The organism is Staphylococcus hsinchuensis (genome assembly GCF_038789205.1).
Lineage (GTDB): Bacteria > Bacillota > Bacilli > Staphylococcales > Staphylococcaceae > Staphylococcus > Staphylococcus hsinchuensis.
On the sequence record NZ_CP128355.1, the window covers coordinates 67,225 to 92,906 of the forward strand.

Annotated in this window: 24 protein-coding genes and 1 pseudogene; 8 read left to right on the forward strand and 17 right to left on the reverse strand. The window is 34.0% G+C overall.

The features are described from left to right. Window positions 1-77 precede the first annotated feature (77 nt). From QQM35_RS00370 to deoC, 4 genes are all read right to left on the reverse strand, one after another. Window positions 78-431 carry a DoxX family protein gene (locus QQM35_RS00370; protein WP_342610407.1) on the reverse strand — a complete coding sequence of 118 codons (354 nt, stop codon included), beginning with the start codon at window positions 429-431 and terminating at the stop codon, window positions 78-80. After that, window positions 428-1,615, reverse strand: a complete 1,188-nt coding sequence (gene deoB / locus QQM35_RS00375; protein WP_342610408.1) for a phosphopentomutase — start codon at window positions 1,613-1,615, stop codon at window positions 428-430. The genes QQM35_RS00370 and deoB overlap by 4 nt, the downstream gene beginning before the upstream one ends. 11 nt (window positions 1,616-1,626) lie before the next feature. Next, entirely contained in the window at window positions 1,627-2,928 is a 1,302-nt protein-coding gene (locus QQM35_RS00380; protein WP_251518183.1) for a pyrimidine-nucleoside phosphorylase, read from the reverse strand. A 69-nt stretch (window positions 2,929-2,997) separates the two neighbouring features. Further along, window positions 2,998-3,660 (reverse strand): deoxyribose-phosphate aldolase, encoded by a 663-nt coding sequence (gene deoC, locus QQM35_RS00385; protein ID WP_342610409.1) that lies wholly within the window; start codon window positions 3,658-3,660, stop codon window positions 2,998-3,000. Between the two features lie 184 nt (window positions 3,661-3,844). On the opposite strand from deoC, the gene deoD reads away from it, so the two are divergent. Then, window positions 3,845-4,555, forward strand: coding sequence for a purine-nucleoside phosphorylase (deoD, locus tag QQM35_RS00390; RefSeq protein WP_251518180.1), 711 nt, complete (start codon window positions 3,845-3,847; stop codon window positions 4,553-4,555). Between the two features lie 114 nt (window positions 4,556-4,669). Here the strand turns inward: deoD and QQM35_RS00395 are convergent, their stop codons facing one another. The 7 genes from QQM35_RS00395 to QQM35_RS00425 form a co-directional block, all read right to left on the reverse strand. Further along, a complete protein-coding gene (locus QQM35_RS00395) occupies window positions 4,670-5,113 on the reverse strand; it encodes a Dps family protein (RefSeq protein WP_251518178.1) in 444 nt (147 codons plus the stop codon). Between the two features lie 151 nt (window positions 5,114-5,264). Continuing rightward, window positions 5,265-6,128, reverse strand: a complete 864-nt coding sequence (gene rbsK, locus QQM35_RS00400; protein ID WP_251518176.1) for a ribokinase — start codon at window positions 6,126-6,128, stop codon at window positions 5,265-5,267. A 19-nt stretch (window positions 6,129-6,147) separates the two neighbouring features. Continuing rightward, window positions 6,148-6,531, reverse strand: a complete 384-nt coding sequence (locus QQM35_RS00405) for a thiol-disulfide oxidoreductase DCC family protein (RefSeq protein ID WP_251518174.1) — start codon at window positions 6,529-6,531, stop codon at window positions 6,148-6,150. A 238-nt stretch (window positions 6,532-6,769) separates the two neighbouring features. Further along, window positions 6,770-8,152, reverse strand: coding sequence for an EVE domain-containing protein (locus QQM35_RS00410; protein WP_251518172.1), 1,383 nt, complete (start codon window positions 8,150-8,152; stop codon window positions 6,770-6,772). Window positions 8,153-8,266: 114 nt separating this feature from the next. Then, on the reverse strand, window positions 8,267-8,497 hold the full coding sequence (locus tag QQM35_RS00415; protein ID WP_251518171.1) for a hypothetical protein: 231 nt from the start codon (window positions 8,495-8,497) through the stop codon (window positions 8,267-8,269). Window positions 8,498-8,519: 22 nt separating this feature from the next. After that, window positions 8,520-9,458 (reverse strand): mannose-6-phosphate isomerase, class I, encoded by a 939-nt coding sequence (gene manA, locus QQM35_RS00420; RefSeq protein ID WP_251942619.1) that lies wholly within the window; start codon window positions 9,456-9,458, stop codon window positions 8,520-8,522. A gap of 579 nt (window positions 9,459-10,037) precedes the next feature. Then, window positions 10,038-10,691 (reverse strand): SDR family oxidoreductase, encoded by a 654-nt coding sequence (locus QQM35_RS00425; protein WP_251518167.1) that lies wholly within the window; start codon window positions 10,689-10,691, stop codon window positions 10,038-10,040. A gap of 140 nt (window positions 10,692-10,831) precedes the next feature. On the opposite strand from QQM35_RS00425, the gene QQM35_RS00430 reads away from it, so the two are divergent. Both QQM35_RS00430 and czrB read left to right on the forward strand, forming a co-directional pair. Then, on the forward strand, window positions 10,832-11,128 hold the full coding sequence (locus tag QQM35_RS00430) for an ArsR/SmtB family transcription factor (RefSeq protein WP_251518165.1): 297 nt from the start codon (window positions 10,832-10,834) through the stop codon (window positions 11,126-11,128). A 10-nt stretch (window positions 11,129-11,138) separates the two neighbouring features. Beyond that, the gene (czrB, locus tag QQM35_RS00435; protein WP_251519057.1) at window positions 11,139-12,092 is read left to right on the forward strand and encodes a CDF family zinc efflux transporter CzrB; all 954 of its coding nucleotides are present in this window, start codon (window positions 11,139-11,141) and stop codon (window positions 12,090-12,092) included. A 195-nt stretch (window positions 12,093-12,287) separates the two neighbouring features. Here the strand turns inward: czrB and QQM35_RS00440 are convergent, their stop codons facing one another. Then, window positions 12,288-13,019 carry a metallophosphoesterase family protein gene (locus QQM35_RS00440; RefSeq protein WP_251518163.1) on the reverse strand — a complete coding sequence of 244 codons (732 nt, stop codon included), beginning with the start codon at window positions 13,017-13,019 and terminating at the stop codon, window positions 12,288-12,290. Between the two features lie 134 nt (window positions 13,020-13,153). Between QQM35_RS00440 and QQM35_RS00445 the strand changes: the two genes are divergently transcribed. Next, entirely contained in the window at window positions 13,154-14,275 is a 1,122-nt protein-coding gene (locus QQM35_RS00445) for a DUF975 family protein (protein ID WP_251518161.1), read from the forward strand. A gap of 142 nt (window positions 14,276-14,417) precedes the next feature. Here the strand turns inward: QQM35_RS00445 and QQM35_RS00450 are convergent, their stop codons facing one another. The 4 genes from QQM35_RS00450 to glmS all read right to left on the reverse strand — a co-directional run bounded on the left by QQM35_RS00450 (window position 14,418) and on the right by glmS (window position 18,483). Next, on the reverse strand, window positions 14,418-15,269 hold the full coding sequence (locus tag QQM35_RS00450) for an HAD family hydrolase (RefSeq protein WP_342610410.1): 852 nt from the start codon (window positions 15,267-15,269) through the stop codon (window positions 14,418-14,420). Window positions 15,270-15,304: 35 nt separating this feature from the next. After that, window positions 15,305-16,090 (reverse strand): ABC transporter ATP-binding protein, encoded by a 786-nt coding sequence (locus QQM35_RS00455; RefSeq protein WP_251518157.1) that lies wholly within the window; start codon window positions 16,088-16,090, stop codon window positions 15,305-15,307. Window positions 16,091-16,111: 21 nt separating this feature from the next. Next, window positions 16,112-16,471 (reverse strand): DUF2200 domain-containing protein, encoded by a 360-nt coding sequence (locus tag QQM35_RS00460; RefSeq protein WP_251518155.1) that lies wholly within the window; start codon window positions 16,469-16,471, stop codon window positions 16,112-16,114. Window positions 16,472-16,677: 206 nt separating this feature from the next. After that, a complete protein-coding gene (gene glmS / locus QQM35_RS00465) occupies window positions 16,678-18,483 on the reverse strand; it encodes a glutamine--fructose-6-phosphate transaminase (isomerizing) (RefSeq protein WP_251518154.1) in 1,806 nt (601 codons plus the stop codon). A 614-nt stretch (window positions 18,484-19,097) separates the two neighbouring features. Here glmS and QQM35_RS00470 point away from each other — a divergent pair. The 4 genes and pseudogenes from QQM35_RS00470 (at window position 19,098) to QQM35_RS00485 (ending at window position 24,252) form a co-directional block, all read left to right on the forward strand. Next, a pseudogene (locus tag QQM35_RS00470) lies at window positions 19,098-20,637 on the forward strand (PTS mannitol transporter subunit IICB). A 34-nt stretch (window positions 20,638-20,671) separates the two neighbouring features. Continuing rightward, window positions 20,672-22,708 carry a BglG family transcription antiterminator gene (locus QQM35_RS00475; protein WP_342610411.1) on the forward strand — a complete coding sequence of 679 codons (2,037 nt, stop codon included), beginning with the start codon at window positions 20,672-20,674 and terminating at the stop codon, window positions 22,706-22,708. Window positions 22,709-22,714: 6 nt separating this feature from the next. After that, complete coding sequence (locus QQM35_RS00480) at window positions 22,715-23,149, forward strand: PTS sugar transporter subunit IIA (protein ID WP_251518151.1); 435 nt, start codon at window positions 22,715-22,717, stop codon at window positions 23,147-23,149. Beyond that, window positions 23,149-24,252, forward strand: coding sequence for a mannitol-1-phosphate 5-dehydrogenase (locus tag QQM35_RS00485; RefSeq protein ID WP_251518149.1), 1,104 nt, complete (start codon window positions 23,149-23,151; stop codon window positions 24,250-24,252). Before QQM35_RS00480 ends, QQM35_RS00485 begins: the two co-directional genes overlap by 1 nt. A gap of 63 nt (window positions 24,253-24,315) precedes the next feature. On the opposite strand, the gene glmM is transcribed toward QQM35_RS00485, so the two are convergent. Then, window positions 24,316-25,668 (reverse strand): phosphoglucosamine mutase, encoded by a 1,353-nt coding sequence (glmM, locus tag QQM35_RS00490; RefSeq protein WP_251518147.1) that lies wholly within the window; start codon window positions 25,666-25,668, stop codon window positions 24,316-24,318. Window positions 25,669-25,682: the final 14 nt, after the last annotated feature.

Below are 25,682 nucleotides of genomic sequence, written 5' to 3' on the forward strand. Positions count from 1 at the left end.
AAAAGCCCCACTGATAGATTTCAATAAATACTATCAGTGGGGTTTATTTTTATAGCATTTTCCCATAGAAAAAATAATTATAATTTATGAATTATTCTAATTAATACAAATTGTAATGGTAACCTCGCATATAATAACCACGCAGGTAATTGCTTACCACCTAAAGGTATATTTTTTCGTGCCATATATACATTTGCAGGTAATACTGCCCATAGAAATGCACTTATTGCTCTTTTTAAACAAGTTGTAGGGCGTTGTTTTATCAATAATCCCCCGAAGATGATTTCAATTACACCTGTGATGAGTACCGCTGTTTTACGTAAAGGTAAATAGTCAGGAACAATCTTTCTAAAGCTAGGTTCATCTTTAAAATGTAACACCCCTGCTATCGTAAACATTAAGCCGAGCAATATTCTAATTAAATGTTTCACTTTTCAATACCCATTTCCTTTAAGTAACTTCTACCAAACTTTGGTAATGGTACATCAAAGTTATCTGCAATTGTGGCACCAATAGAACTGAATGTATTATCTGTTGTTAAGCCATGATATTCATTAATCTTAGGGCTGAACATTAACACTGGAATATATTCACGTGTATGATCTGTTCCTTCTGCTGTTGGATCATTACCGTGATCGGCTGTAATAATTACGAGATCGTCCTCTTGTAAGTGATCTATTAATTCTGGTAAACGCTCATCAAAGTCTTTAAGTGCTTGTGCATAACCTGCTTTATCTCTACGGTGTCCATATTGCGCATCAAAATCAACAAGATTTAAAAAGCTTAAGCCTTTAAAATCTCGTTTGACAGTATCGATTAATTTATCCATACCGTCCATGTTATTTTTAGTACGAACCGCTTCAGTAATACCTTCTCCATCATAAATATCATTAATCTTACCTAAAGCAATCACATCATAATCATGATCTTTAAGTTCATTCATGACCGTTCTACCGAAAGGCTTTAATGCATAATCATGACGGTTTGGTGTACGTGTAAAGTTACCAGGTTCCCCGACATAAGGGCGTGCAATAATACGACCAATTAAATATTCTGGATCTTTCGTTAGTTCTCGAACCTTTTCACATATATCATATAATTCTTCTAAAGGTATAATATCTTCATGCGCTGCAATCTGTAATACTGGATCAGCAGAAGTGTAGACGATTAAATCACCTGTTTTCATTTGATGTTCGCCCCACTCATCAATGATCTGAGTACCAGAGGCCGGTCGATTCGCTACGACCTTTCTTCCTGTAATGCTTTCAATTTCTTTAACTAATTTCTCAGGAAAACCTTCAGGATACACTTTAAATGGTTGCATGATATTTAATCCCATTATTTCCCAATGACCTGTCATCGTATCTTTACCTACAGAAGCTTCACTCATTTTCGTGTAAAACGCATGAGGTGTATCTACTTGTTCTATGACAGGAAGTGGCTCTATATTACCTAGGCCTAGATTTTGTAAGTTTGGTAATGATTGTTCAAAACCTTCTAACGTATGCTTTAATGTATGACTTCCTTCATCATTAAACGCTTTCGCATCAGGCCCTTCACCTATTCCTACTGAATCCATTACGATTAAATGTACTCTATTAAATGGTTGAGTCATTTGATTCACTCCTATTCTGTTATCACTTTATGAATCAATGGTAATGTTTGTCCTGATTCACTTATCGTGATATTGTCATATAATTTCTCTTTGACTTGCTCAATATCCTGTGAATTGCTATGGATTGTTAATAAGGATTCACCTTGTTGTACTTTGTCTCCTACCTTTTTATGCAAAATGAGACCCACACTTAAATCAATCTCATCATCTTTTGTTTGACGTCCAGCACCTAACATCATTGATGCAACACCAATTTCATTGGCAATCATTTCAGTTACGATGCCTGAAGTCTGTGCTGGAAGTTCTATTTGATATTGTGCCTGAGGTAGTTTAGATGTATCTTCAACGACCGAACCGTCGCCACCTTGATTTTCTAAAAATACTTTAAAACGGTCTAACGCCGAACCATCATCAATCGCTTTTTGTAAAATTTGTTTAGCTTCGTCTATACTTTCAGCTTTACCACCAAATACAACCATTTGAGCACCTAAAGTTAGTACGAGTTCTGTGAGATCTTCTGGACCCCGACCTTGTAATGTTTCGATGGCTTCTTTCACTTCTAGTGCATTACCAATAGCGTAGCCAAGCGGTTGACTCATATCTGAAATAATAGCCATCGTTTTTCTACCTACGTTATTTCCTATTCGCACCATAGCATGTGCCAACGCTTCAGCCTCTTCAATTGTCTTCATAAAAGCCCCATTACCTGTTTTAACATCTAGCACAATAGCATCTGCGCCAGCAGCTATTTTCTTACTCATAATGGATGAAGCAATTAACGGTATGGAATTAACAGTTCCTGTAACATCACGTAAACTATAGAGCTTTTTATCTGCTGGTGTTAAATTTCCAGTTTGACCAATTACTGCTAATTTATCTTCATTTACCAGTTTAATAAACTGATCTTCTTCTATTTCAACATGAAAACCTGAAACTGATTCTAATTTATCAATCGTACCACCCGTATGACCGAGACCTCGCCCGCTCATCTTAGCTACTGGAACGCCAACAGAAGCTACTAATGGTGCTAATACTAATGTCGTTGTATCGCCCACACCTCCTGTTGAATGTTTATCTACTTTAATTCCTTCAATACGTGAAAGATTAATGACATCACCCGATTGAACCATAGCCATTGTTAGTGCTGCACGTTCTTCATCGTTCATATCTTGGAAAAATATCGCCATCGCTAAACTGGATGCTTGATAGTCAGGTATCTCACCCTTCGTATAGCCTTTGATAAAAAATTCAATTTCTGATGTCGTTAAAGCTTCTCCATTGCGTTTTTTCTCAATTAAATCAACCATTCGCATAAGTTACGACCTCCTATGTCTTTGACTTAAAACACTTATGCATATTACTGCTTATCAAATATTTATTTCTTAATAATCTGAATTACTTTCCAAACCTTGGATGATTTGTACGCCTGCGCTTGCACCAATTCTTGTAGCGCCTGCCTCTAACATTTTATTGAAATCTTCTAAGTTTCTTACTCCACCAGAAGCTTTGACTTCTAAATCATCACCTACAGTTTCTTTCATAAGTTTAACGTCTTCAGCTGTGGCACCACCGCCAGCAAAACCAGTTGAAGTTTTAACGAAATGTGCACCTGCTGCTTTACTCAATTCACTCGCTTTAACCTTTTCCTCATCAGTTAATAGACATGTTTCTATAATTACTTTAACTGTATGTTGTTGAGCAGCCTTTACAACAGCTTCGATATCAGATTGAACATCATCATAATTGCCATCTTTAAGTGCACCGATATTGATTACCATATCGATTTCTGATGCGCCATTTTTGATTGCATTTTCCGTTTCAAAACGCTTAACTTCAGTTGTCGTAGCACCTAATGGAAAGCCGATCACTGTACATACCAATACATCACTATCTTGTAACTTTTCAGCAGCATATGCCACATGGCTCGGATTTAAGCATACTGATTTAAAGTGATACTGTTTCGCTTCTTCGATAATCTTATCCACCTGTTCTCTTGTAGAATCAGGTTTTAATAAAGTGTGATCGATATATTGTGCATAGTTCATAATGCATCCTCCTAAAAATTATTTGACTCATTTAAATATGGGACAGAACTGAAATTATTCCATAACGTTCACACACGTCTCTAGATAAAACGCATGCCCTTTTCTCCTATACTACAAAAATTCGCAAAAATAATAAACAAATGTTATCTTTATTTTGATAAAGAATTTAAAGGAGAAGATGACTATGACAAACGGTACACCTCATATTCAACCTAAAGAGTCAAAAATTGCCAAAACGGTATTAATGCCTGGCGATCCGCTACGTGCCAAATACATTGCTGACAATTATTTAGAAGATGTTGAGCAATTTAACGAAGTAAGAAATATGTTTGGTTATACTGGTACATATAAAGGTAAGGAAATCTCAGTAATGGGCTCAGGCATGGGTATACCGAGCATCGGTATTTATTCATATGAGCTATATAATTTCTTTGATGTTGAAACAATTATTCGTATTGGTTCATGCGGAGCTTTACAAGAAAATGTTAATTTATATGACATTATTATTGCTCAAGGAGCTTCAACAAATTCAAATTATGTAGAACAATTCAATATTCCAGGTCATTATGCACCGTTAGCTGACTTTGATTTAATGTTAAAAGCTAAACAAAAAGCAGACGAAATTGGTGCTACAACACACGTTGGTAATATTTTATCTTCAGATACTTTCTATAATGCAGATGAAACATTTAACGACCAATGGCGTCGTATGGGAATTTTAGGTATAGAAATGGAGTCAGCTGGTTTATATTTAAATGCAACTTATGCTAATAAAAAGGCATTAGGCGTATTTACTGTAAGTGATCATATATTAAGAGATGAAGCTACAACACCAGAAGAACGTCAAAATGCATTTACTCAAATGATGGAAATTGCATTAGAAATTGCTGAATAAGTTAACATTACTAGAGCCCTTCAAAAGTCTACTCATAGAATAGACTTTTGAAGGGCTCATTTTATTTGTTATATATTAATTCCTCAAAGGCTGAGGTACTCTATTTAACATTTCTTACGCTAAATAAGATTTTAACATCCAGTTATGTTTGTCGATATCTGTTTTCATACCGATAAACATATCTTCCGTTACATCATCATCAGCATTGCCAGCAACTTCGATTGCTTCATCTAATTGTTTAGAAATGTTTGTGAAGTCTTTTGATAATTCTTCTACCATTTCTTCTGCTTTATAAGATTTTTCCGCTTCTTCAACAATTGAAAGTTCTAAGCTTTCTTTTAATGTTGCTACTGGGCTTCCACCTACTGCTAAAATACGTTCAGCTAAATCATCTATATATTGGCTTGCTTCATCATATAATTCTTCAAATTTCACGTGTAGTGAAAAGAAATTAGGTCCTTTTACGAACCAATGGAAATTGTGTAATTTAGTATATGCTACAGTCCAGTTTGCTACTTGTTGGTTTAATACTTTAACTACATCTTCATTATTTGCCATTATAAAACCTCTCCTTTTTATTCCCTTAATCAAAGAGACATGTTCTTGATTACAATAATTATTATATTATAATTATTACAATCTGTAAACTGTAAATGGTTAAGTTTGAGATGTTTTCCATCTATTTCTTAATTACCCAATTATAAATAGCTTAATCTAAATCTTTCCTATATGGCATCGCTCCTTGAGCACCATAGTCAGTTATTGAAAAACTCGCAGCTAAATTGGCAAAATCAATCGCATCAGCCAATGCTTTATTCTCATTTAGAGCAACTGCTAATGCACCATTAAATGTGTCTCCAGCCCCTGTAGTATCAATAACATCTCGTCTATATCCATCTATATGATATTGAGAATCATTGTAGAATGATGCACCTAAAGCACCTTGAGTAATGATTAATTTATTTGGTAATTGTGCTAAAGCTTGTGTCTCTTTATGATTAAAGAGCAACTGGCTTTCAGATTCATTTGGCGTTAACCAATCTACTTTACTAATAATTTCTGGATTTAAAGGACGATATGGCGCAGGGTTGAGTATCACTTTCATACCGTGATTCGATGCATAGTTTACTACTGCTGTAATGGTGTCTTCTGGAATTTCTTGTTGCATTATTATGATATCACCAGCTTGAAATTGTTTAATCTTGGGCAATACGTTTTCAGGTGTTACGTAATTATTTGCACCCGGTACTACAATAATCCTATTGTCATTTTCATATAATGTGATATGTGCAGTACCAGAGTTTTCATTTTTAATTGTATCCATAAAATACGTATCTACATTATTTTGTTTTAAATTATCAATAATCTGTTGGCCATGCGCATCTTCGCCTACTGCGCCAATCATATATACTTTGTCACTTAAACGTGCTGCAGCTATAGCTTGGTTAGCTCCTTTACCACCAGGATTAGTAAAGAAGGTATCTCCCATTACAGTTTCTCCTGTATTTGGAAGTACTGATGTCTTAACCACCAAATCAATTGATGCACTACCTATAACTACAATGTTTCCCATACACAAATCCTCCGTCTGTTTAGTCTATAAAAAATGATTTCTCATAATCATTTGGTTGATGCCAGTGTGTTTTCCACATATGGTTACGGTTATCTGCAAATAATTGATAACCAAAGTCTCTTAATATTTTCGGTGTTAATTTGAGTAACACACCTAACCATTTATATTGCGTTAAAGAAGTGATGAGTGTTGCAATCGCGTCAGATTTGAATTCTAAATGTTCACCTTCTTGTAAGATGACGCTGTCGTATCGTCTCGCTTCTGGATAATTTTCACGTAATTGTTCAGCCACATCTCCTTGCAATTTTGCAAATTCATAGCGTGTTGATAAACCGTTTTGAATTAACCAAATCGCATAGTTGTAGCAGTATACACAATTTGCATCATAATAAATAATAGGCATAAATCAACTCTCCTTTTTTACAATGTAACTAAATGGTACTTATTTTTTAAAGATATCTTACAATGAACCATTTATTTATATTATAAAGGAACATCGATATAACATATAGTAACTCGTTTATAGCGCAAAAATGATTTTAATTTCATGCTAATTTTAAAAAAAGATGGTTACTACTTTTTCAGTAGTAACCACCTTATATTCTAGCCTGAAGACATATTGTCCCATATCTTCTATTACTTTATTTTAAAACATCGTCTTTTTTAACTTTTACAATTCTAGTATATTTAAGAAATTGTTCAGTATATTTTTGTTTAATTTCATTAAGCTCATCATAAGTAATTCCAATAATGTGCCAACTCGGATTAAAGTGATAATATGAATCTTTATGGCGAGACCATTTAACCATATTACCTTCGCGATTATATCGAGGCATCGTCATCTCATAACCTTCCAACACGTTTATATACGTTTGGAAAATATCAGGATCCACCCGATTAAAATTATCGATGACTAAATAACGTTTATCACTTTTTGGCATTAAATTCGTTATAAAGCCTTCTCTAAAATACAACGCTCCTGTTTCATTAGGTAAATATTTACCATAAAGCATATCTTCGGAAAAATCAGGATGCCCTGTTGTAAATACAGGATTAGCATTTGCTTTTTGTAATAAGTCTTCGGCTGCACTTAAACCATTGCCTTTATCAGCGACTAATAAGATGAATGGCTTTAAATTATCGTCCGATTCTTCTATTATCTCATTGCTTTTCACCGCTTCAAATTGAGGCTTAATACCACCATCGTTGTCACTCATTTCAAGAATTGCTTGGTATTGCTTTTTCGACATACTTGCAATGGCTTGTTTTGTATTTTCTTGTAAAAAGTATAAGTTTTTTAACTTCGGATGTTTATTCAACGTACTTAGAGACACCGGTGTAATTTCATTTTTGAAATATACTTCAATTGCTGTACTATTTGTGCGCCCTGGAATAGGCGGCTTTTCATGAATATGCTTAGTAACCTCTCCTATACCTATAACAGATTGATCTTTGTGTCGGTTGTAGAATACGAGCTGATCACCCATTTCCAATTGCGTATAAAAATGGTACCCATTACGTTTAATTCCATTGTATGTATGCGTAAATAAAGTATGATAAGAATCTGGTTTGAATTCTTCAGTTTCTGAAATAAAGAAATGTCTCGGTATCGTCATTTCACCTTTACCTAAACTTAAAATCAGATTAAACTCATCTTCGCTTATTTGATTAAATAGTGTTTCTTTCATTTGGCTCATTCTGAATTCTAACTTTTCACTTCTTTTTAAATATTCCGCAGTAAGTGGTTTAAGTTCTTCTAATAATTCAAAATGAACGCGTATCTTATTTTGCGCACCAGTTTGAACACTTGTAATTTCTCCGTATCCTAATAATCCAGTGTCCATTTGTACTTGATAGAAAACGACACGATCTCCAACTTTAGCTTGTTTAAAAGCACGGAAACCTTGTGATGGATTAAATTGTGCACCAGATTCAAACAGGGTTGTTTGACCTACTAATGGCTCATTGTGATTCCATCGGTTATAACCGCAATTCAACCAAAAATATCTTGTTTCCTCTGACATAGGTATACTCCTTATCTCTAAAAAATCTATTTTGTCTATTATATTCAAAACTCTGTCTTTCTACAATCTTTACTTATCAAATAATTTCGCTTAATCAATTAATTTGTATTTTGATTAATGTGCAACCGTAAATGCACCTAAAAGCGGCATTAAATTGATTAAAATCCCTCCGAATTTCAACATTCCACTTATTTCCTTATTAGGAATCGTAACGACTGTAGCGATAATTCCAATCACCGCAATAATCATTGGTATTGCAAGCGTTGGATATTGTGGCATTTTCAGGAAAATTCCTGCCCCAGCAAGTAAACCACATATTAATGCAACATATAAAAATTTGTACACTGCCTTTCACTCCTACTATAAATTACAAATAGCTAATAATTAATTCAAAATCGCCTTCAAATATCGTATCTAAATCATCTGACGTTAAAATAAAGTTTTGACCTTGCTTAACGGAATATATATCCCCATCAACAATAACTTGACCTTCTCCTTTAAGTATAGATACAAGTACAAACTCTCTCGGTTTCATGTAATTTAACGTCCCAGAAATTTCCCACTTAACCATTGTAAAGAAATCATTAGATTCGAGTTGAGTACGTTTATGATTTTCAATAATTTCTGTTTCTTTAGCAATATTGTAAGATTCATCTTTAACTTCTATGACATCTCTTGCTTTATTCAGATCTAAAGTTCTAGAAGCACGTGCATCTTGCCCTCTATGATAATCGTAAATACGATAAGTGACATCAGAAGATTGCATCGTTTCATAAGCTAAAATCCCCGCACCAATTGAATGTACCATGCCTGCAGGTATAAAGTAGAATTCCCCCGGTTGCACTTTTATTCGATTAAATGCATTATCATATTGCCCATTCTCTATTTGTTCTAACGCTTCTGATTTTGAAGTAGAAGTTAAGCCATAAATGATTTCTGCGTCTTTTTCAGCATCGATAATATACCAGCATTCAGATTTACCAAATTGACCATTTTCTTTTTCAAAAGCATACGCATCGTCAGGATGTACGTGGATAGACATCGCTTCTTTCGCATCTATCAATTTAGTGAGTAAAGGGAATTCTTGACTTGGAAAGTCACCAAACAATTCTCTATGTTCTGCCCACACTTGATCTAGCTTTTGTCCTTTATAAGGACCGTTTAAGATTTCACAACTACCATTAGGATGTGCAGAAATCCCCCAAGCTTCTCCTATATGATCATTTGGCAAATCATAACCCAATGATTCAAGTTTGTTTCCTCCCCATATCTTTTCATGAAAGATGGGTTTTAAAAATAAAGCCATTATTGCACCTCCGTTAACTAAAGAAACATTTTTCAAATAATGCGTTATTCCTTAATTTCGTAATGTTTTAAATTTGTATAATTGCAATCATATTATTTTTACATTAGTGATTGTATCATATCTCAAATCTATGAAATGAAGTATTTCTAACAATTTGTTAATATTCGCTTACTAAAAGTATACATTTTAAAGTCACACCACTTCAAAAGAGTAAAATTACCCAAAATAGTGCTTGCTCCAAATTGTACGCAATAGTATAATAATTATAGAGTTATTAATGAGACTCAAAGGCTCTATATATAAGGTAATTACATGATTAATTATGCACTTGAAAAGGTTTATTAATCTTTTCAAACAAATAAAATTTGCTACGAAACCCAAACTGTGGAAAGTTTGGGTTTTTTCTATTATCAATGAATGTTTTTAACGGAAAAAATGAGATACTTTCCGGCAAGTATACCAAATTTAATATAGAGAAATCCAAATATAGATAAAAAAAGAGACTAAGACACGTTGAAATGGCTTGGCCTATTTATCAATGACCGTTTGTGTCCTAGTCTCTTATCCAGATATTTGAATTTATTTAACGTTTGTTAATGCTTGTGGAATTTCTTTCTCACCACTAATGATTTGGAATTCTTTATTGTCGAAACCCTCTGTTGTAACGACCTCTTTTAATACAGTGGCAACATCTTCTCTAGGAATTGTACCTCTGCCTTCAAAGAATTGTCCAATTTCAATTTTACCTGTACCTGCTTCATCTAATAATCCACCAGGATGGACGATTGTATAAGGTACTTTAGCTTGTTTTAAATATTCATCTGCATAATGCTTAGCAATTGTATATGGTTTTAAGTCTCCACTTGCATCAAAAGCTTCTCTACGTGAATCATATGTTGAAACCATTACATATTGTTGAACGTTGTTTTCTTCACTTGCTTTAATTGTTTTGATTGCCCCATCTAAGTCTACATAGAAAGTTTTATCTGCGCCTGTTTTACCACCAGAACCAACAGAGAAAATCACTTTGTCATAGCCTTTAATTTTATCAGTTAATGTTGACAAATCATCCGCTTCAACATCAATTAATGTAGCATCTATATCTTTTTCTTTAAAAGCATCTACTTGTTCTTGTTTGCGAACGCCGGCTGTAAACGTTTCTCCACTCTCTTTTAACTGCTCAACTAGAAATTGCCCTACGCCACCGTTAGCGCCAATAATAAGAATACTCATATATTGCTACCTCCTTTATTATATATACTTAATTTTATCACTACGTAAATGAATTAAAACATATATGCTTACTTTGACATTTCACTTAAGTTATATTAATATATGAATAAATGTTCATATATTAATATAAGGAGTTTACTATGGCTAAAGAACTAAATCCAACTACAGTAGATCGCGTTTCTGAAATTTTTAAAGCTTTAAGTGATGCAAATCGTATTCGAATTCTGCACTACTTAGCTGAAGGTAATGATAGCGTCGGTCATATTGCGAATGCATTAAATTTAAATCAATCGAATGTTTCCCATCAATTAAGAATTTTAAAGCAAGCACAATTAGTGAAAGCTGAGCGTGATGGACAAACTATGATTTATTCACTTGATGATACACATGTATCTACCCTCTTACACCAAGCAATACATCATGCTAGCCATAATTAAAAGGAGATGAATACTGATGTCAGAACATCATTCACATGATCACCATCACGTGCACACCAATAACAAAAAGGTATTACTTATAAGTTTTTTAATTATTGGTTTGTTTATGATTATTGAAATTGTTGGAGGTTTTCTATCCAATAGTTTAGCTTTATTATCTGACGGATTGCATATGTTTAGTGACACTGTATCACTCGGCGTTGCATTATTCGCCTTTATTTATGCTGAAAAACATGCTACGATTCGTAAGACATTCGGTTATAAACGTTTCGAAATATTAGCTGCTTTATTTAATGGTGTTACGCTATTCGTAACCGGTTTATTTATTATCTATGAATCAATTAGTCGATTTTTCAAACCCCAAGATGTGAATTCTTCTGAAATGTTCCTGATAAGCATATTAGGTTTGATCGTAAATATCATTGTCGCATTTTTAATGTTTAGAGGTAGTGATACGACACATAATATCAACATGCGTGGTGCTTTCCTTCATGTCATCGGGGATTTATTAGGATCAGTAGGTGCCATCATCGCAGCACTCTTAATTTGGGCTTTCAATTTCACGTATGCTGACCCTATTGCAAGTTTAATCGTTTCATTACTTATTATTAAAAGTAGCTGGGGAATATTGTCGTCATCGATCAATATTTTAATGGAAGGTGCACCGAACGATGTCGATATGATCCATGTCATTGAAACAATTACAAGTGAGCCACATGTTCAAGATGTCCACGATTGTCACATTTGGTCAATTTCAAACGAATTAAACGCCTTAAGTTGCCATGCGGTTGTACCACATTCATTATCGGTCACTCAATGTGAAACCATATTAAAGCAACTTGAACATCGATTGGGTCATTTAAATATTCATCACATGACCATTCAACTCGAAACCGCTGATCATGATCATGGGGATGAGACTTTATGCACTTCTATAGATGACCATAAAGCGCACCAACATTAATAAGTTCCTAACAAAAATACCAAAAAGCCAACGTCAAAGAGGTATTAATCCATCTTTAGCGTTGGCTATTTTTATATGAATATATCGTATTTTGTATTTGGGACTTAAATGCTTCTAAACGCAAGTGACATATGGGTCGATCGAATTACGACGGTCAACTTCCGTCATTTAGTATCGATAACAAAAGCGAACTTTTTATAAGAATTTATCAAAAATTAAATCCTTTCCTGGTACTTGCTTTTCATCATAGCCACGAAGAAATTCTTCATTATCATAAGGTACTTTCACACGTTCTACATCAATTTCGTTACCATTTATCGTTACAATTCCATATACAGCATATGATCCATTATTTAAACCTACTGCACCAGGATTAAAATCAATTGTCGATTTATCATCAAATAAATGTACAGTATGATTATGACCAAACGCTATGAAATCAGCATCTTTATCGGAAAATAGCTGTGTCATATTGTTCTCAGTTGGTTCTACAATCGGGCTAAATGGAATACCATCGATCGGGGTATTTAATTTATCATTACTAATTTCATAATGAATAAATAATAATTTGCGTTGATTTATTGATTTTTCAATTTTACGAGGTAATTGATTTAAACGATCGTAATAATCCTCATCTAAATGACTTTCAATCCATTGATGATGTTCATAAAACTTATCTTTTAAATCTTCAGGGTAAGGAGTGTCATTAACTAATGACATAATTGCCTCATCATGATTACCTGCAATAATTTCCATATCGTCTCGGTCAAATATTGCGTCTAAAACTTTATTTGTTTCATGTCCAACACCAATATTATCTCCCAAGTTGTAAATCGTTTCTATATCATTCCTACTATCAATGTCATCGAGTACTGCCTCTAATGCATCAAAGTTGCCATGAACGTCTGTAATAATTGCAAATTTCATGATGAAATCTCCTTTCATTTTATCTTATTCACAGAAATATTTTAACATTTTGTAGTAATTTTGTTAGCTATTAATTTGAAAATGTCTATATTTTTGATATCGTAATCTTATCATCAAAAAGGAGTGCTTAAAATTTGTTTAACTTTCATAAATTAGCATTACAAAATACAAAGAAACAAAATGGTAAACTTTTATTATTTTCATTTATTGGTTTTATCATTGTTTATGTATTATTAGCTTTATCAATGATACCTATCCAAGCAGCAATACAAAAAATAATGCTGTCAGCGATGATGAAACAGTCATTAGTAGGACCAATAATTACGACTGTACTATCAATCCTTATTCCAATATTAATTTTTGCATTGGTTCTATTCCCGTTAATCGTAGGAATTATATATGCGATAGATAAAGCCATAAATAAAGAACCGGTTAAATTCACTGATATTTTTGCCGGCTTTAAAAAAGGCCATTATCTTAAAAACTTGAAACTTTCATTTGTCGTACTATTAACAATCATTGTTTTAATGATTATTAACTTGTTAATATCAAAACTATTAAACTTCGGTGTTGTTAAATTATTTACAGTATTACAAGGACCAATTAGTAGTTCAGATCATGCTTTAGGCATTTCACTAACAATGCAAATCATTTTTGCAACATTAGTATTATTTATCCAATCATTTGTAATTTGGTTCTTAATTACACTTGTTATCAATACCATTTTAGCTTCAATTAAAGACCCTTCAAAAGGTGCTTGGGCTAAATTAAAACGTGGATTCAAAGCTATTAAAAACGGTAGAAAAACTTGGTTCAAATTCTTTATCGGTTTATTACTATTGAACTTAATCGCTATCATATTAGCATCTCCAATTAGTCAATTAATTTCTATTTTCACAGGAAATATGTCACAAACACTTGCTAACGTAATAGTTACTGTATTATCAATCGTTGTAATAATTGCTCGTATTTTAATTTACTATCTAAATACTTTAGCTATTGTTCAATATTTCAATCGTGATGGTGAAAAATTAGAAACAAGTAAAGGTAAAAAAGGCAACAAGAACACAAATAAAAAGTCTCAATTAAAAGACAAATCACAAGACATCAAAGATGACATGACATCAAAAGATCATACTAAAGACAACAAAGAACATACAAATTCATCATTTAATGAGAAAGCTGATGAATTAAAAGAATCTGGTCAAAATAAAGCACATGATTTAAAAGATTCTGTTAAAAAATCAGATCAATAATTAAATAGAAACGCTAGGTAACATCCTAGAAAAAAGCCACCCCAAAAGATGACTTCAATCTTATGGGGTGGCTATCTTTATATCCTATTTTCGAAGGGGAAAACTTTGTGGGAACACTGTTTTTTTTGACGTATTACTTAAATTATAAAAAATGTTCACTTAAGTACTTGGCCACACCGTTCTCTTCATTAGTAAATGTAGTTACATCATCAGTCAATGCCTGTATTTCAGGACGAGCATTCTTCATCGCTATCGTATAACCACCAAATGCAAACATAGATCTATCATTATCACTATCACCCATCACGAGCGTTGATGCTTGTGGTATATTAAAATGATCAATCATTTCCTTAATACCTGTACCTTTATCTTTTTTATAAGCCATTGTTTCTGCATTAAAGCGCGATGAATTAGAAATACTTATACGTAAGTCTTCTTGCTCGTTTGCTAGTGTTTCACGAAATCGAGCAATTTTACTGTATTCAGGTGAGAATAAATAAATTTTTGAAAAATGGGTGTCTGGTATTCTTGAAACCCAATCCACCTTTTCACTTATAGACTCTCGTCTAGACGCCCACTCACTTTCACTTACATCACCAGGTGGAGTGTCATTTTCAAATAATTCAGTCGTCCATTCTTTGTCCTTTTCTAGAATGATTCTATTTTGATCAAATGGAAATACCTCATAATAGATGTTTTGTTCTTGCGCTCGCGCTACTATTTTATCAACTGTAATGAAATCTAAACTATGTTTAAAAATCGTCTCATCATTAACTTTCCCTAATGTACCATTTGAACTAATGATGCCATCTACTTCAAATGTCGATGGGATTAAATTGCGAATTTCATCATGAGCACGCCCCGTTGCTAAAAATACTTTATACCCGCGTCCTCTCACTTGTTGAATCACTTTTGTTGTTTCTAAATCTACTTTATTATCTTTATGTAATAAAGTACCATCCATATCAAGAAAAATTGCTTCTATATTATCCATAAGAACTTCCTCTCTCATTTCAGCTAAAGATATCGTCATTTATCTTTTAAAAATAGTGAATAGCGTTGATATTGTTTATTTAAAATAACTTCTCTATTAAAATAATCACTTAATGTATGACTGTTCATAATATCTATTAAATTGCCTTGTTTATAACATACCCCATCTTTGAGTAGAAAACCTTTTTTAAAAGCTGGGGTTATTTCCTCAATAAAATGTGTAACGTAGATGACTGCCAATTCAGGATGTTGTTCAAACATTTCCTCCAAGGAATTTAATAAATCTTCACGTGTAATAAAATCTAAACCAGACGCAGGTTCATCTAATATTAATAATTTCGGTCGTGTCATCATTGCTCTAGCAATTAACACCTTTTGTCGTTCGCCAGTCGATAAATAACCATAATACTGATTTTCGAACTCTTCCATGCCTATTGCTTCCAATTGTTTTCGTGCCAATTCAATTTGATCATTATTGACGTGTTGAAATAAGCCAATGGATTTGAACAACCCACTCAACACGACGTCAATCACTTTTTCTCCTTCTTGAAATCTGTTCATTAAACTATTAGAAACAAATCCAATGTTATCTCTTACAATATCTGCAGAATATCCTTTCGTTCCAGGCTGTTTGCCAAAAAGTGTGATTTCTCCTGATGTTATGGGTTCATATACGTTCATTATATTTAATAATGTTGTTTTCCCTGCCCCATTTAAACCATACAGCAACCATTTTTCTCCTTGGTCAATTTGCCAACTGACATCATTAATAATCAAATTACCATGTTTCTGACGGGACACGTTCTCCAATTTTATTAGCATAAGCTCACCTTATTTCATGACTTAAATTTTATCTTCTCTAAAAATCTTAGACATTGCCTTTCCTTTAGCAAGTTCGTCTACCATTTTATCCAAATAGCGAATTTCTTTCATCGTAGAAGGCTCCATCTCCTCCACACGCGTGCCACAAATGACACCGGTAACATATTCTCGATGAGGATTGAGTTGTGGCGCTTGATTTATAAAGGTCTCATAGTCAACTTCTTCGTCCAATAAAGTTTCTAATTGTGATTCATTATACCCCGTTAACCAAAAAATCAATTCCTTTAATTCAGCTTCAGTTCTTCCCTTTTTTTCAACTTTCTTTACTAAAAGTGGGTATACCTTCGCAAATGACATTTTATAAATTTTTAGCTCGGCCATTTTAAATCCTCCTTAATATCTCAATTGTTATTGTACTTATTTATTCAATCATAATTAACTTTTAAATGCACGACAAAGATTTCAATGGTGAACGTACATTATCTAAAAAATATAACGAACGTAAAGATAACTTTTTAAATAAATAAAAGAAGCTAACCGGTTCAAAAAGAACCGATTAGCTGTGATATACATTTGATTAAATTCGTTTATTCAACCGTTACTGATTTAGCAAGGTTACGTGGTTTATCAACATCTAAATCTCTGTGTAACGCTGCGTAGTAAGAGATTAATTGTAAAGTTACTACTGAAACTAATGGCGTTAATAACTCATGTACTTGCGGGATCACGTAAGTGTCACCATCTTTGTTTAATCCATTCATTGAAATAATACATGGATTAGCGCCACGAGCTACAACTTCTTTCACGTTACCACGGATTGAAAGGTTTACATTTTCTTGTGTAGCAAGTGCAATTACTGGTGTTCCATCTTCAATCAAGGCAATTGTACCGTGTTTTAACTCGCCCCCAGCAAAGCCTTCTGCTTGAATATATGAAATTTCTTTCAGTTTTAATGAACCTTCTAAACTTACATTGTAGTCGATTGTACGACCAATAAAGAATGCATTGCGCGTTGTTTCTAAGAAATCAGTTGCAATTTGTTCCATAACTTCAGCATCGTCTACAATTGCTTCGATAGCTGTTGTTACTTTAGCTAATTCACGAAGTAAATCAACATCTGCTTCTCTCTTGTGCTCTTTCGCAACGATTTGAGAAAGAATAGATAAAACAGCGATTTGTGCTGTGTAAGCTTTAGTAGATGCAACCGCGATTTCTGGACCTGCATGTAATAATAAAGTATGATCCGCTTCACGTGACAGTGTTGAACCTGCAACATTTGTGATCGTTAATGATTTATGACCTAATTTATTTGTTTCAACTAATACTGCACGACTATCTGCTGTTTCACCTGATTGAGAAATAAAGATGAATAATGGTTTTTCAGATAATAATGGCATATTGTATACGAACTCTGAAGCTACATGTACCTCAGTTGGCACGCCTGCCCATTTTTCAATGAACTCTTTGCCGACTAAACCAGCGTGGTAACTTGTACCAGCCGCAATAACATAAATACGGTCTGCTTCTGCCACATCTTTAATGATGCTTGAATCCATCTTCAAGTTTCCATTTTCATCTTGGTATTCTTGAATAATACGACGCATAACAGCTGGTTGTTCGTGAATTTCTTTTAACATATAGTGATCGTATACGCCTTTTTCAGCATCTGCTGCATCGATTTGAGCCGTATATGATTCTCTTTCTTGAACTTCACCTTCAAGTGTTTTAATAACAACGTCATCACGTTTAACAATTACGATTTCATGATCGTGAATTTCTTTATACTGATTTGTAACTTGTAACATCGCAATCGCATCTGAAGCGATAACATTAAAGTCGTCTCCTACACCGATTAATAGTGGTGATTTGTTTTTAGCTACGAAAATCTTATCTTCATCTTCATTATCGATTAAACCTAAAGCATAAGAACCTTCTAATAAAGAGATTACTTTTGTGAAGGCATCTTCAGTTGAAAGACCTTCATTTGAAAAATGCTCAACTAATTGAACGATAACTTCCGTATCAGTTTCAGAGATGAAAGTAATGTCGCTTAAATATTCGTTCTTAAGCTCTTCATAGTTTTCAATTACACCATTGTGTACTAAAGTGAAACGCTTTGAAGCTGATTGATGTGGGTGAGAGTTTTCATAATTAGGTACACCATGTGTTGCCCAACGTGTATGACCAATACCTAACGTACCATCTTGATCATCTGCTTCTGCAACCTTTCTAAGTTCTGAAATGCGTCCTTTCGCCTTTGATACTGAAGTACCTGATTCATTAACTACTGCAATCCCAGCTGAATCATAACCTCTATATTCTAATTTTTCTAAACCTTTTAATAATAATTCTTTGGCATTATCTTGCCCGATATATCCTACAATTCCGCACATATTAATATTAACCTCCATCTACAGTATTCACAGAAAATCATATAGCAACAAAACATTGTTTATATACGCTCATACAATGTTTCATTATGTCTCAGTCATTGTCATTTAGTAACTTAAGACCTTCTATGAACCATATTACTTTATATTCATTGGCTAGCTTATTAACTTTGTGCACTAGGTTGCCCTAATGTTTTACTTAATAAGTTGTCGAATGAGCCACATCCGGGATAGCATCCGCCGATGATTCGATAACTATCCTCCTCGTCTACAAGTACAATTAACATATCTATTAAGATTTCTGTTTTAAACCTTAAATGTTCAACATATCAACCTACTTGCACAGGCGCTTTGATTACCTTTTTTGCTATTATTCCCTCCTTTCCATCAATACTTTCTATTGTACAATGCGCTCAACTCTCATTGCAAATAAAATAAAGTTCCATTTTACCCAATATAACGCGTCAATATCACTTTCTACTATATATACTGTAATCGACTTACTTTACGATTGTCATATTAATCGTGCCAAATCGGAAACTACTTTATATTGTTCTCATTAACAAAACACCTTAAAATTTAGTATATAAAATAAATATTTAAAGGGGGCAAAAGTTATGTCACAAACAGAAACAGCAGAAAATAAAGGACTCGGACGCAAAGTTCAAGCCTTCGGGTCATTTTTAAGTAGTATGATTATGCCAAATATTGGGGCTTTTATAGCATGGGGCTTAATCGCATCAATATTTATTAAAGGTGGTTGGTGGCCTAATAAAGAGTTAGGTGAGCTAGCCTCTCCAATGATTTCTTATTTAATACCTTTACTTATCGCATATAGTGGTGGACGTTTAATCCATGAAATGCGTGGAGGTATTATTGCAGCCGTTGCTACAATGGGTGTTATCGTTGCTCTACCAGACAACAATGTTACTTGGAGCAATGATTATGGGACCACTTGTCGGTTGGTTAATGAAAAAAACAGACCAATTTATACAACCAAGAACGCCACAAGGCTTTGAAATGTTATTCAATAACTTTTCAGCAGGTATCCTTGGTTTTATTATGACACTCGTAGGATTTAAGATTCTTGCGCCAATTATGTCATTTATTATGCATATACTTTCTCTCGCAGTAGGTGGTTTAGTACATGCGCATTTATTACCACTAGTAAGTATTCTTGTTGAACCAGCAAAAATTGTATTTTTAAATAACGCAATTAACCATGGTGTGTTCACACCACTAGGTGCGGACCAAGCTGCTTCAGCTGGAAAATCAATCCTTTACACAATCGAATCAAACCCTGGACCTGGTTTAGGTATTTTAGTTGCATATATGATCTTTGGGAAAGGTACTGCTAAAGCGACTTCATATGGTGCTGGTATTATCCATTTCTTCGGTGGTATCCATGAAATTTATTTCCCATATGTTTTAATGAGACCATTATTATTTATCGCCGTAATCTTAGGTGGTATGACAGGCGTAGCAACTTATTCATTGCTTGATTTCGGGTTCAAGAGTCCGGCATCACCTGGTTCATTTATCGTATATATTATCAATACACCTAAAGGTGATTATTTAACTATGATTCTAGGTGTACTGTTAGCTGCCCTTGTATCATTTATTGTTGCTTCATTAATTTTAAAATTCACGAAAGAACCTAAACAAGATTTAGAAGCTGCCACTGCTAAAATGGAAGCAACGAAAGGTAAAAAATCAAGTGTATCATCTAAATTAAAAGGGAATGAACAAGATAAGGCTACGACTACAGCTGCTGGTACAACTGCAGCACAAAGTACTAATAGCCAGGAAGAAGATGATTCAGAGGATCTTCTAGACAATTATGATACTGAAAACGTTGACGCACACGATTATAGCAACGTTAATCACGTTATCTTTGCGTGTGATGCTGGTATGGGTTCAAGTGCTATGGGAGCAAGCATGTTACGTAATAAATTCAAAAAAGCTGATATTCAAAACGTAGATGTATCAAATACAGCAATTAACCAATTATCAGAAGATGCACAACTCGTTATTACTCAAAAGAAACTAACTGACAGAGCAATTAAACAATCACCAAATGCAATCCATATTTCAGTAGATAACTTTTTAAATTCTCCAAGATATGATGAATTGCTAGAAAACCTAAAAAATAAATAATTTTTAACATGAACATAATATGGGAGGGAGAATAATGTTATTAAGTACTCGAGAAAAAGGTATTATTGAAATGCTATTAAAATACCAGAGTAACTTTGTAAAAATATATGACATTGCACATCATTTAGGTGTGTCCTCCCGTACTGTTCATAGAGAACTAAAATCCCTTGAATCGTTTTTAGATAAATACGCCGTCCAGTTACGACGTGTAAACAAAAAAGGTATTCAACTCACTGGTGATAACCAAGCGATAAATGCATTAAAAAGCGCAATCCAAAATCAAAGTACTGTAGATTTATCTGAGGAAGAACAAAAAGTTGCAATACTCTATGCACTTATTCAAACAAAATCCCCTATCAAACAATACAGCTTAGCACATGAAATGGGGGTTTCAAATCAAACCTTAACCAAGCTGCTTGATTCATTAGAGCGTTCCTTAGAAAGATATCAACTACAGCTCCATAAGAAACGAGGAGAAGGTATTCATTTAAGTGGCGCTGAATCTAAAAAGAGAGAATTACTCAGTCAATTAATGGTTAATAATTTAAATAGTACAAGTGTTTATTCAGTTATTGAAAACCATTTTGTATATCACTCGATAAATGATGCCCAGTTATCTATGGTGGATATAGAAAAGATTTTCGAAGTTGAACGTATGCTAATGGACTTTCTAGATCAATTACCATACGCTTTGACTGAATCAAGCTATCTATCATTAACAGTGCATATCGTACTTAGCATTGATCGTATGCTCAATAATGAATACGTAGCTATTAACAAAGACATTTATCATGATGTAAACAATACTTTAGAATATAAAGTTGCCACAGCTTTAGCACTCCAATTAGAGCACATCTATGGTGTGCAATTCACAGAAGCTGAAATTACATTTATTACTATTCACCTTCGTGGGGCTAAACGTAAAAATGCGAACGAAATAGTAAACGATGATAACGACGAAGAACGTATCACAACATTCATCGACTTTGTGATCTCAGATACGGGTCTCGCATTTTATGATAAACCCGCTTTAACACAAGGATTAACACTGCATATCATCCCTGCGATTAATCGGTTAAAAGCGAATATCGAAACGTATAATCCAATGACTGAAATGATTAAGCAAAAATATAATGATTTATTCCACAGTGTTGCCCTATCTTTGGAAAAAACTTGGCCTGATTTTGATTTTCCAGACAGTGAGATTGCATTTATCGTCTTGCACTTTGGCGGCGCACTTAAAACTCAAAGAACAGCACAATACAATTTACTCGTCGTTTGTAGTAGTGGTATAGGCACAAGTCGGTTGCTAGCGTCACGCTTAACACAAGCATTTACTGATATCAATTCGATAAAGCAAGCATCTGTTGGTGATTTAAACCAACTCGACCTTCAAGCTTTTGACGCTATCATTTCTACAGTTGACCTTGATATTAACGAACCGTATATTACTGTAAATCCCTTGTTACCAGAAACTGACATTAACCACGTCACTACTTTATTAAATAACCAACAACCTAAATCATTAAATCCGACTCAAACATTCCCAACTGATTCAATTACAACTAATATTGATGACGTGATGAATGAAATTCGTATAGGTTTAACTTTAATCGATAATGTCAACATTGAACATATTAGTTTATCTCAAGACTGGCTAGACTATATTACAGACAACCTCTATCAACAAGAAGTAATAGCAGATACAACGTCATTCGCTGAACGTATGAAACAAATTGTATTACATCGATGGTTCACATTAGACCCGTATCCTATATTAATGCCTCATTTAAAAAGTGAAATCATTTTGAAACCACTTATATTAATCACTATTTTAAATGAACCGATTGAGTTTCATGACGGTCAAAATGGCGAAGTTAAGATTAAATATTTAATCAATATGTTTATACCACCTAGTGAAACATTGGCACAAATGGTAAGTGCCCTATCTGAATCATTAGTGGAACATTTAGACAATCTCGATCAATTCTTAACAAAGAAAGAACATATCACTGAGATATTACAACAGCAATATCTTAACCAACTCAAAACAAATTTAACAATGGAGTGAATTTAAATGTCAGAACTATTTAGTAATGAAAATATCTTTATCAACCAAGAAATCAAAGATCAAAACGAAGCTATCGAAAAAGCAGGACAAGCACTTGTACAAAGTGGCGCTGTAACAGAGGATTACATTCAAGCTATGAAAGAACGTGAGCAAGTTGTTTCTACGTTTATGGGTAATGGCTTAGCTATCCCTCATGGAACTGATGATGCGAAATCAAGCGTCTTACAATCAGGTTTAACTTTAGTTCAAATCCCTCAAGGTATTGATTGGGACGGCGAAGAAGTTAAAGTCGTTGTTGGTATCGCTGGTAAAGATGGAGAACATTTAGATCTATTATCAAAGATTGCCATTACATTTAGTGAAGAAGAAAATGTGGAACGCATTGTTAATGCTTCATCTGCTGAAGAAATCAAACAAGTCTTTGAGGAGGCTGAAGCTTAATGAAAGCATTACATTTTGGAGCTGGCAATATTGGTCGAGGTTTTATCGGCTACATTCTTGCAGACAACAACGTTAAAGTAACATTTGCAGATGTTAATGAATCCGTTATAAATCAACTAGACCAACAACACGAATATGATGTCATACTCGCTGACGAAGCGCAGACTACGACGCGCGTGCATAATGTTAGTGCGATTAATTCTGCAAAACCAACAGACAGCCTTAAGCAAGCAGTATTAGAAGCGGATATTATTACAACAGCTGTCGGTGTAAATATTCTACCTATTATAGCCAAGACGTTTGCACCATTTTTATTAGAGAAAGAAACACCTGTGAATATTGTGGCTTGTGAAAATGCTATTATGGCTACAAATACATTAAAAAAAGCCATTCTAGATATTACAGGACCACTCGGAGAGCATATTCATTTTGCTAATTCAGCAGTTGACAGAATTGTTCCGATTCAAAAAAATGACAACGCATTAGATGTTATGGTTGAACCTTTCTTTGAATGGGTCGTGGAAAGAGATGCGTGGTATGGTCCTGAATTAGATCACATCAAATACGTTGATGATTTAACGCCATATATTGAACGAAAGTTATTAACTGTTAATACAGGTCATGCTTATTTAGCTTATGCAGGCCGTTATCATCAGAAACAAACGGTACTTGATGCCGTTAATGATCATATGATTCAACAAGGGTTAAAAGAAGTATTAGAAGAAACGAGCCAATACATTACAACTAAATTTAACTTTACTGAAGAAGCTCAAGCACAATATGTAGATAAAATTATTGATCGTTTTAAAAATCCTCATCTTTCAGACGAAGTAACGAGAGTCGGTCGTGGGACACTCCGTAAAATAGGTCCTCAAGATCGCATCATAAAACCTTTAAACTATTTATACCAAAATAACTTAAAACGTGACGGTCTCGTAAAAACTGCAGCATTATTATTAAAATATGATGATGCTGATGACTCAGAAACTGTAGAAAAGAACAATTACATTCAATCAAATGGTATTGAAGCATTCTTAAAACAGTATGCTAAAATTGACGACAAGTTAATTGAAGAAATTGTTACAGCTTATAACGTTTTATAATAAAAATTCTAAATAACACAAAAAATCCTGAGACATGTATTCATGTCTCAGGATTTATATATATTATTTTGTACCCATTTTATCTTGAACAACGTCTGCAATCGTTTGAGCATAACGTTGCGCATCTTCATCAGTAGCTGCCTCTACCATAACACGTACTAGAGGTTCTGTACCTGAAGGTCTAACTAATATACGTCCCTCACCATTCATTTCGACTTCAACTTTTGTCATAATTTCTTGAACGTCGACATTTTCTTCAACTCTATATTTATCTGTAACTTTCACATTCACTAGTGATTGTGGGTATTTTTTCATTTGTTTTGCAAGTTGACTTAAACGCTTGCCTGTCATTTTAATGATACTTGCTAATTGGACACCTGTTAATAAACCGTCGCCTGTTGTATTATAATCCATTAATACAATATGACCGGATTGTTCTCCACCGATATTATAATTACCGCGTCTCATTTCTTCTACAACGTATCTATCGCCGACTTTAGTCTTGTTAGATTGGATACCTTCTGCTTCTAATGCTTTATAGAACCCTAAGTTGCTCATTACAGTTGAGACAATCATATTATCGTTGAGTTCTTGATTTTTCGCCATGGCTTGCCCAATGATAAACATAATTTGGTCGCCATCCACAATATTACCGTTTTCATCTACGGCAATTAATCTATCACCATCCCCATCAAAGGCAAGACCGAAGTCACAATCTTCTTCGACAACCTTTTCAGCTAATAGTTCTGGATGTGTAGATCCTACACCCTCGTTGATATTATAACCATCTGGATTACAACCAACTGTGACTGTATCAGCTTCTAAATCTCCAAATAAGAATGGTGCTAAAGATGATGTTGAGCCATTAGCTCCGTCTAGTGCTATCTTCATACCATCTAAGTCAACATCAACTGTCGACTTAAGGTAACTTATATATTTTTGAGCACCTTCAAAGTAATCTGAATAATGGACAATATCGTTACCTGTTGGTCGTGGGAGATCAGGATTATCTTGCTCTAATAATGTTTCAATTTCACGTTCTTGATCATCAGATAATTTGAAACCATCAGATCCAAAGAACTTAATTCCATTATCAGCTACTGGATTATGTGATGCAGAAATCATAATACCTAACTCAGCATCAAGTTCACGTGTTAAATAGGCCACGCCTGGCGTTGAAATTACACCTAAACGCATAACTTCTGCCCCTATTGATATTAACCCTGCAATCAAGGCTGATTCTAACATCTCACCTGATACACGTGTGTCTTTACCTACAAGTACTTGAGGATGTGATTTACCTTCATTATGTGCTAAAACGTAACCACCATATCTTCCAAGTTTAAATGCAAGTTCTGGTGTTAGTTCTTTATTTGCAATACCTCGCACACCATCTGTACCAAAATATTTTGCCATAATCTATTTCTCCT

Excerpts from the sequence above, each read along its gene's own strand:
- deoB (WP_342610408.1), bottom strand. The coding sequence starts at position 1,615 with ATGACTCAACCATTTAATAGAGTACATTTAATCGTAATGGATTCAGTA.
- QQM35_RS00380 (WP_251518183.1), bottom strand. The coding sequence starts at position 2,928 with ATGCGAATGGTTGATTTAATTGAGAAAAAACGCAATGGAGAAGCTTTA.
- deoC (WP_342610409.1), bottom strand. The coding sequence starts at position 3,660 with ATGAACTATGCACAATATATCGATCACACTTTATTAAAACCTGATTCT.
- deoD (WP_251518180.1), top strand. The coding sequence starts at position 3,845 with ATGACAAACGGTACACCTCATATTCAACCTAAAGAGTCAAAAATTGCC.
- QQM35_RS00395 (WP_251518178.1), bottom strand. The coding sequence starts at position 5,113 with ATGGCAAATAATGAAGATGTAGTTAAAGTATTAAACCAACAAGTAGCA.
- rbsK (WP_251518176.1), bottom strand. The coding sequence starts at position 6,128 with ATGGGAAACATTGTAGTTATAGGTAGTGCATCAATTGATTTGGTGGTT.
- QQM35_RS00405 (WP_251518174.1), bottom strand. The coding sequence starts at position 6,531 with ATGCCTATTATTTATTATGATGCAAATTGTGTATACTGCTACAACTAT.
- QQM35_RS00410 (WP_251518172.1), bottom strand. The coding sequence starts at position 8,152 with ATGTCAGAGGAAACAAGATATTTTTGGTTGAATTGCGGTTATAACCGA.
- manA (WP_251942619.1), bottom strand. The coding sequence starts at position 9,458 with ATGGCTTTATTTTTAAAACCCATCTTTCATGAAAAGATATGGGGAGGA.
- QQM35_RS00425 (WP_251518167.1), bottom strand. The coding sequence starts at position 10,691 with ATGAGTATTCTTATTATTGGCGCTAACGGTGGCGTAGGGCAATTTCTA.
- QQM35_RS00430 (WP_251518165.1), top strand. The coding sequence starts at position 10,832 with ATGGCTAAAGAACTAAATCCAACTACAGTAGATCGCGTTTCTGAAATT.
- QQM35_RS00440 (WP_251518163.1), bottom strand. The coding sequence starts at position 13,019 with ATGAAATTTGCAATTATTACAGACGTTCATGGCAACTTTGATGCATTA.
- QQM35_RS00450 (WP_342610410.1), bottom strand. The coding sequence starts at position 15,269 with ATGGATAATATAGAAGCAATTTTTCTTGATATGGATGGTACTTTATTA.
- QQM35_RS00455 (WP_251518157.1), bottom strand. The coding sequence starts at position 16,090 with ATGCTAATAAAATTGGAGAACGTGTCCCGTCAGAAACATGGTAATTTG.
- QQM35_RS00460 (WP_251518155.1), bottom strand. The coding sequence starts at position 16,471 with ATGGCCGAGCTAAAAATTTATAAAATGTCATTTGCGAAGGTATACCCA.
- glmS (WP_251518154.1), bottom strand. The coding sequence starts at position 18,483 with ATGTGCGGAATTGTAGGATATATCGGGCAAGATAATGCCAAAGAATTA.
- QQM35_RS00475 (WP_342610411.1), top strand. The coding sequence starts at position 20,672 with ATGTTATTAAGTACTCGAGAAAAAGGTATTATTGAAATGCTATTAAAA.
- QQM35_RS00480 (WP_251518151.1), top strand. The coding sequence starts at position 22,715 with ATGTCAGAACTATTTAGTAATGAAAATATCTTTATCAACCAAGAAATC.
- QQM35_RS00485 (WP_251518149.1), top strand. The coding sequence starts at position 23,149 with ATGAAAGCATTACATTTTGGAGCTGGCAATATTGGTCGAGGTTTTATC.
- glmM (WP_251518147.1), bottom strand. The coding sequence starts at position 25,668 with ATGGCAAAATATTTTGGTACAGATGGTGTGCGAGGTATTGCAAATAAA.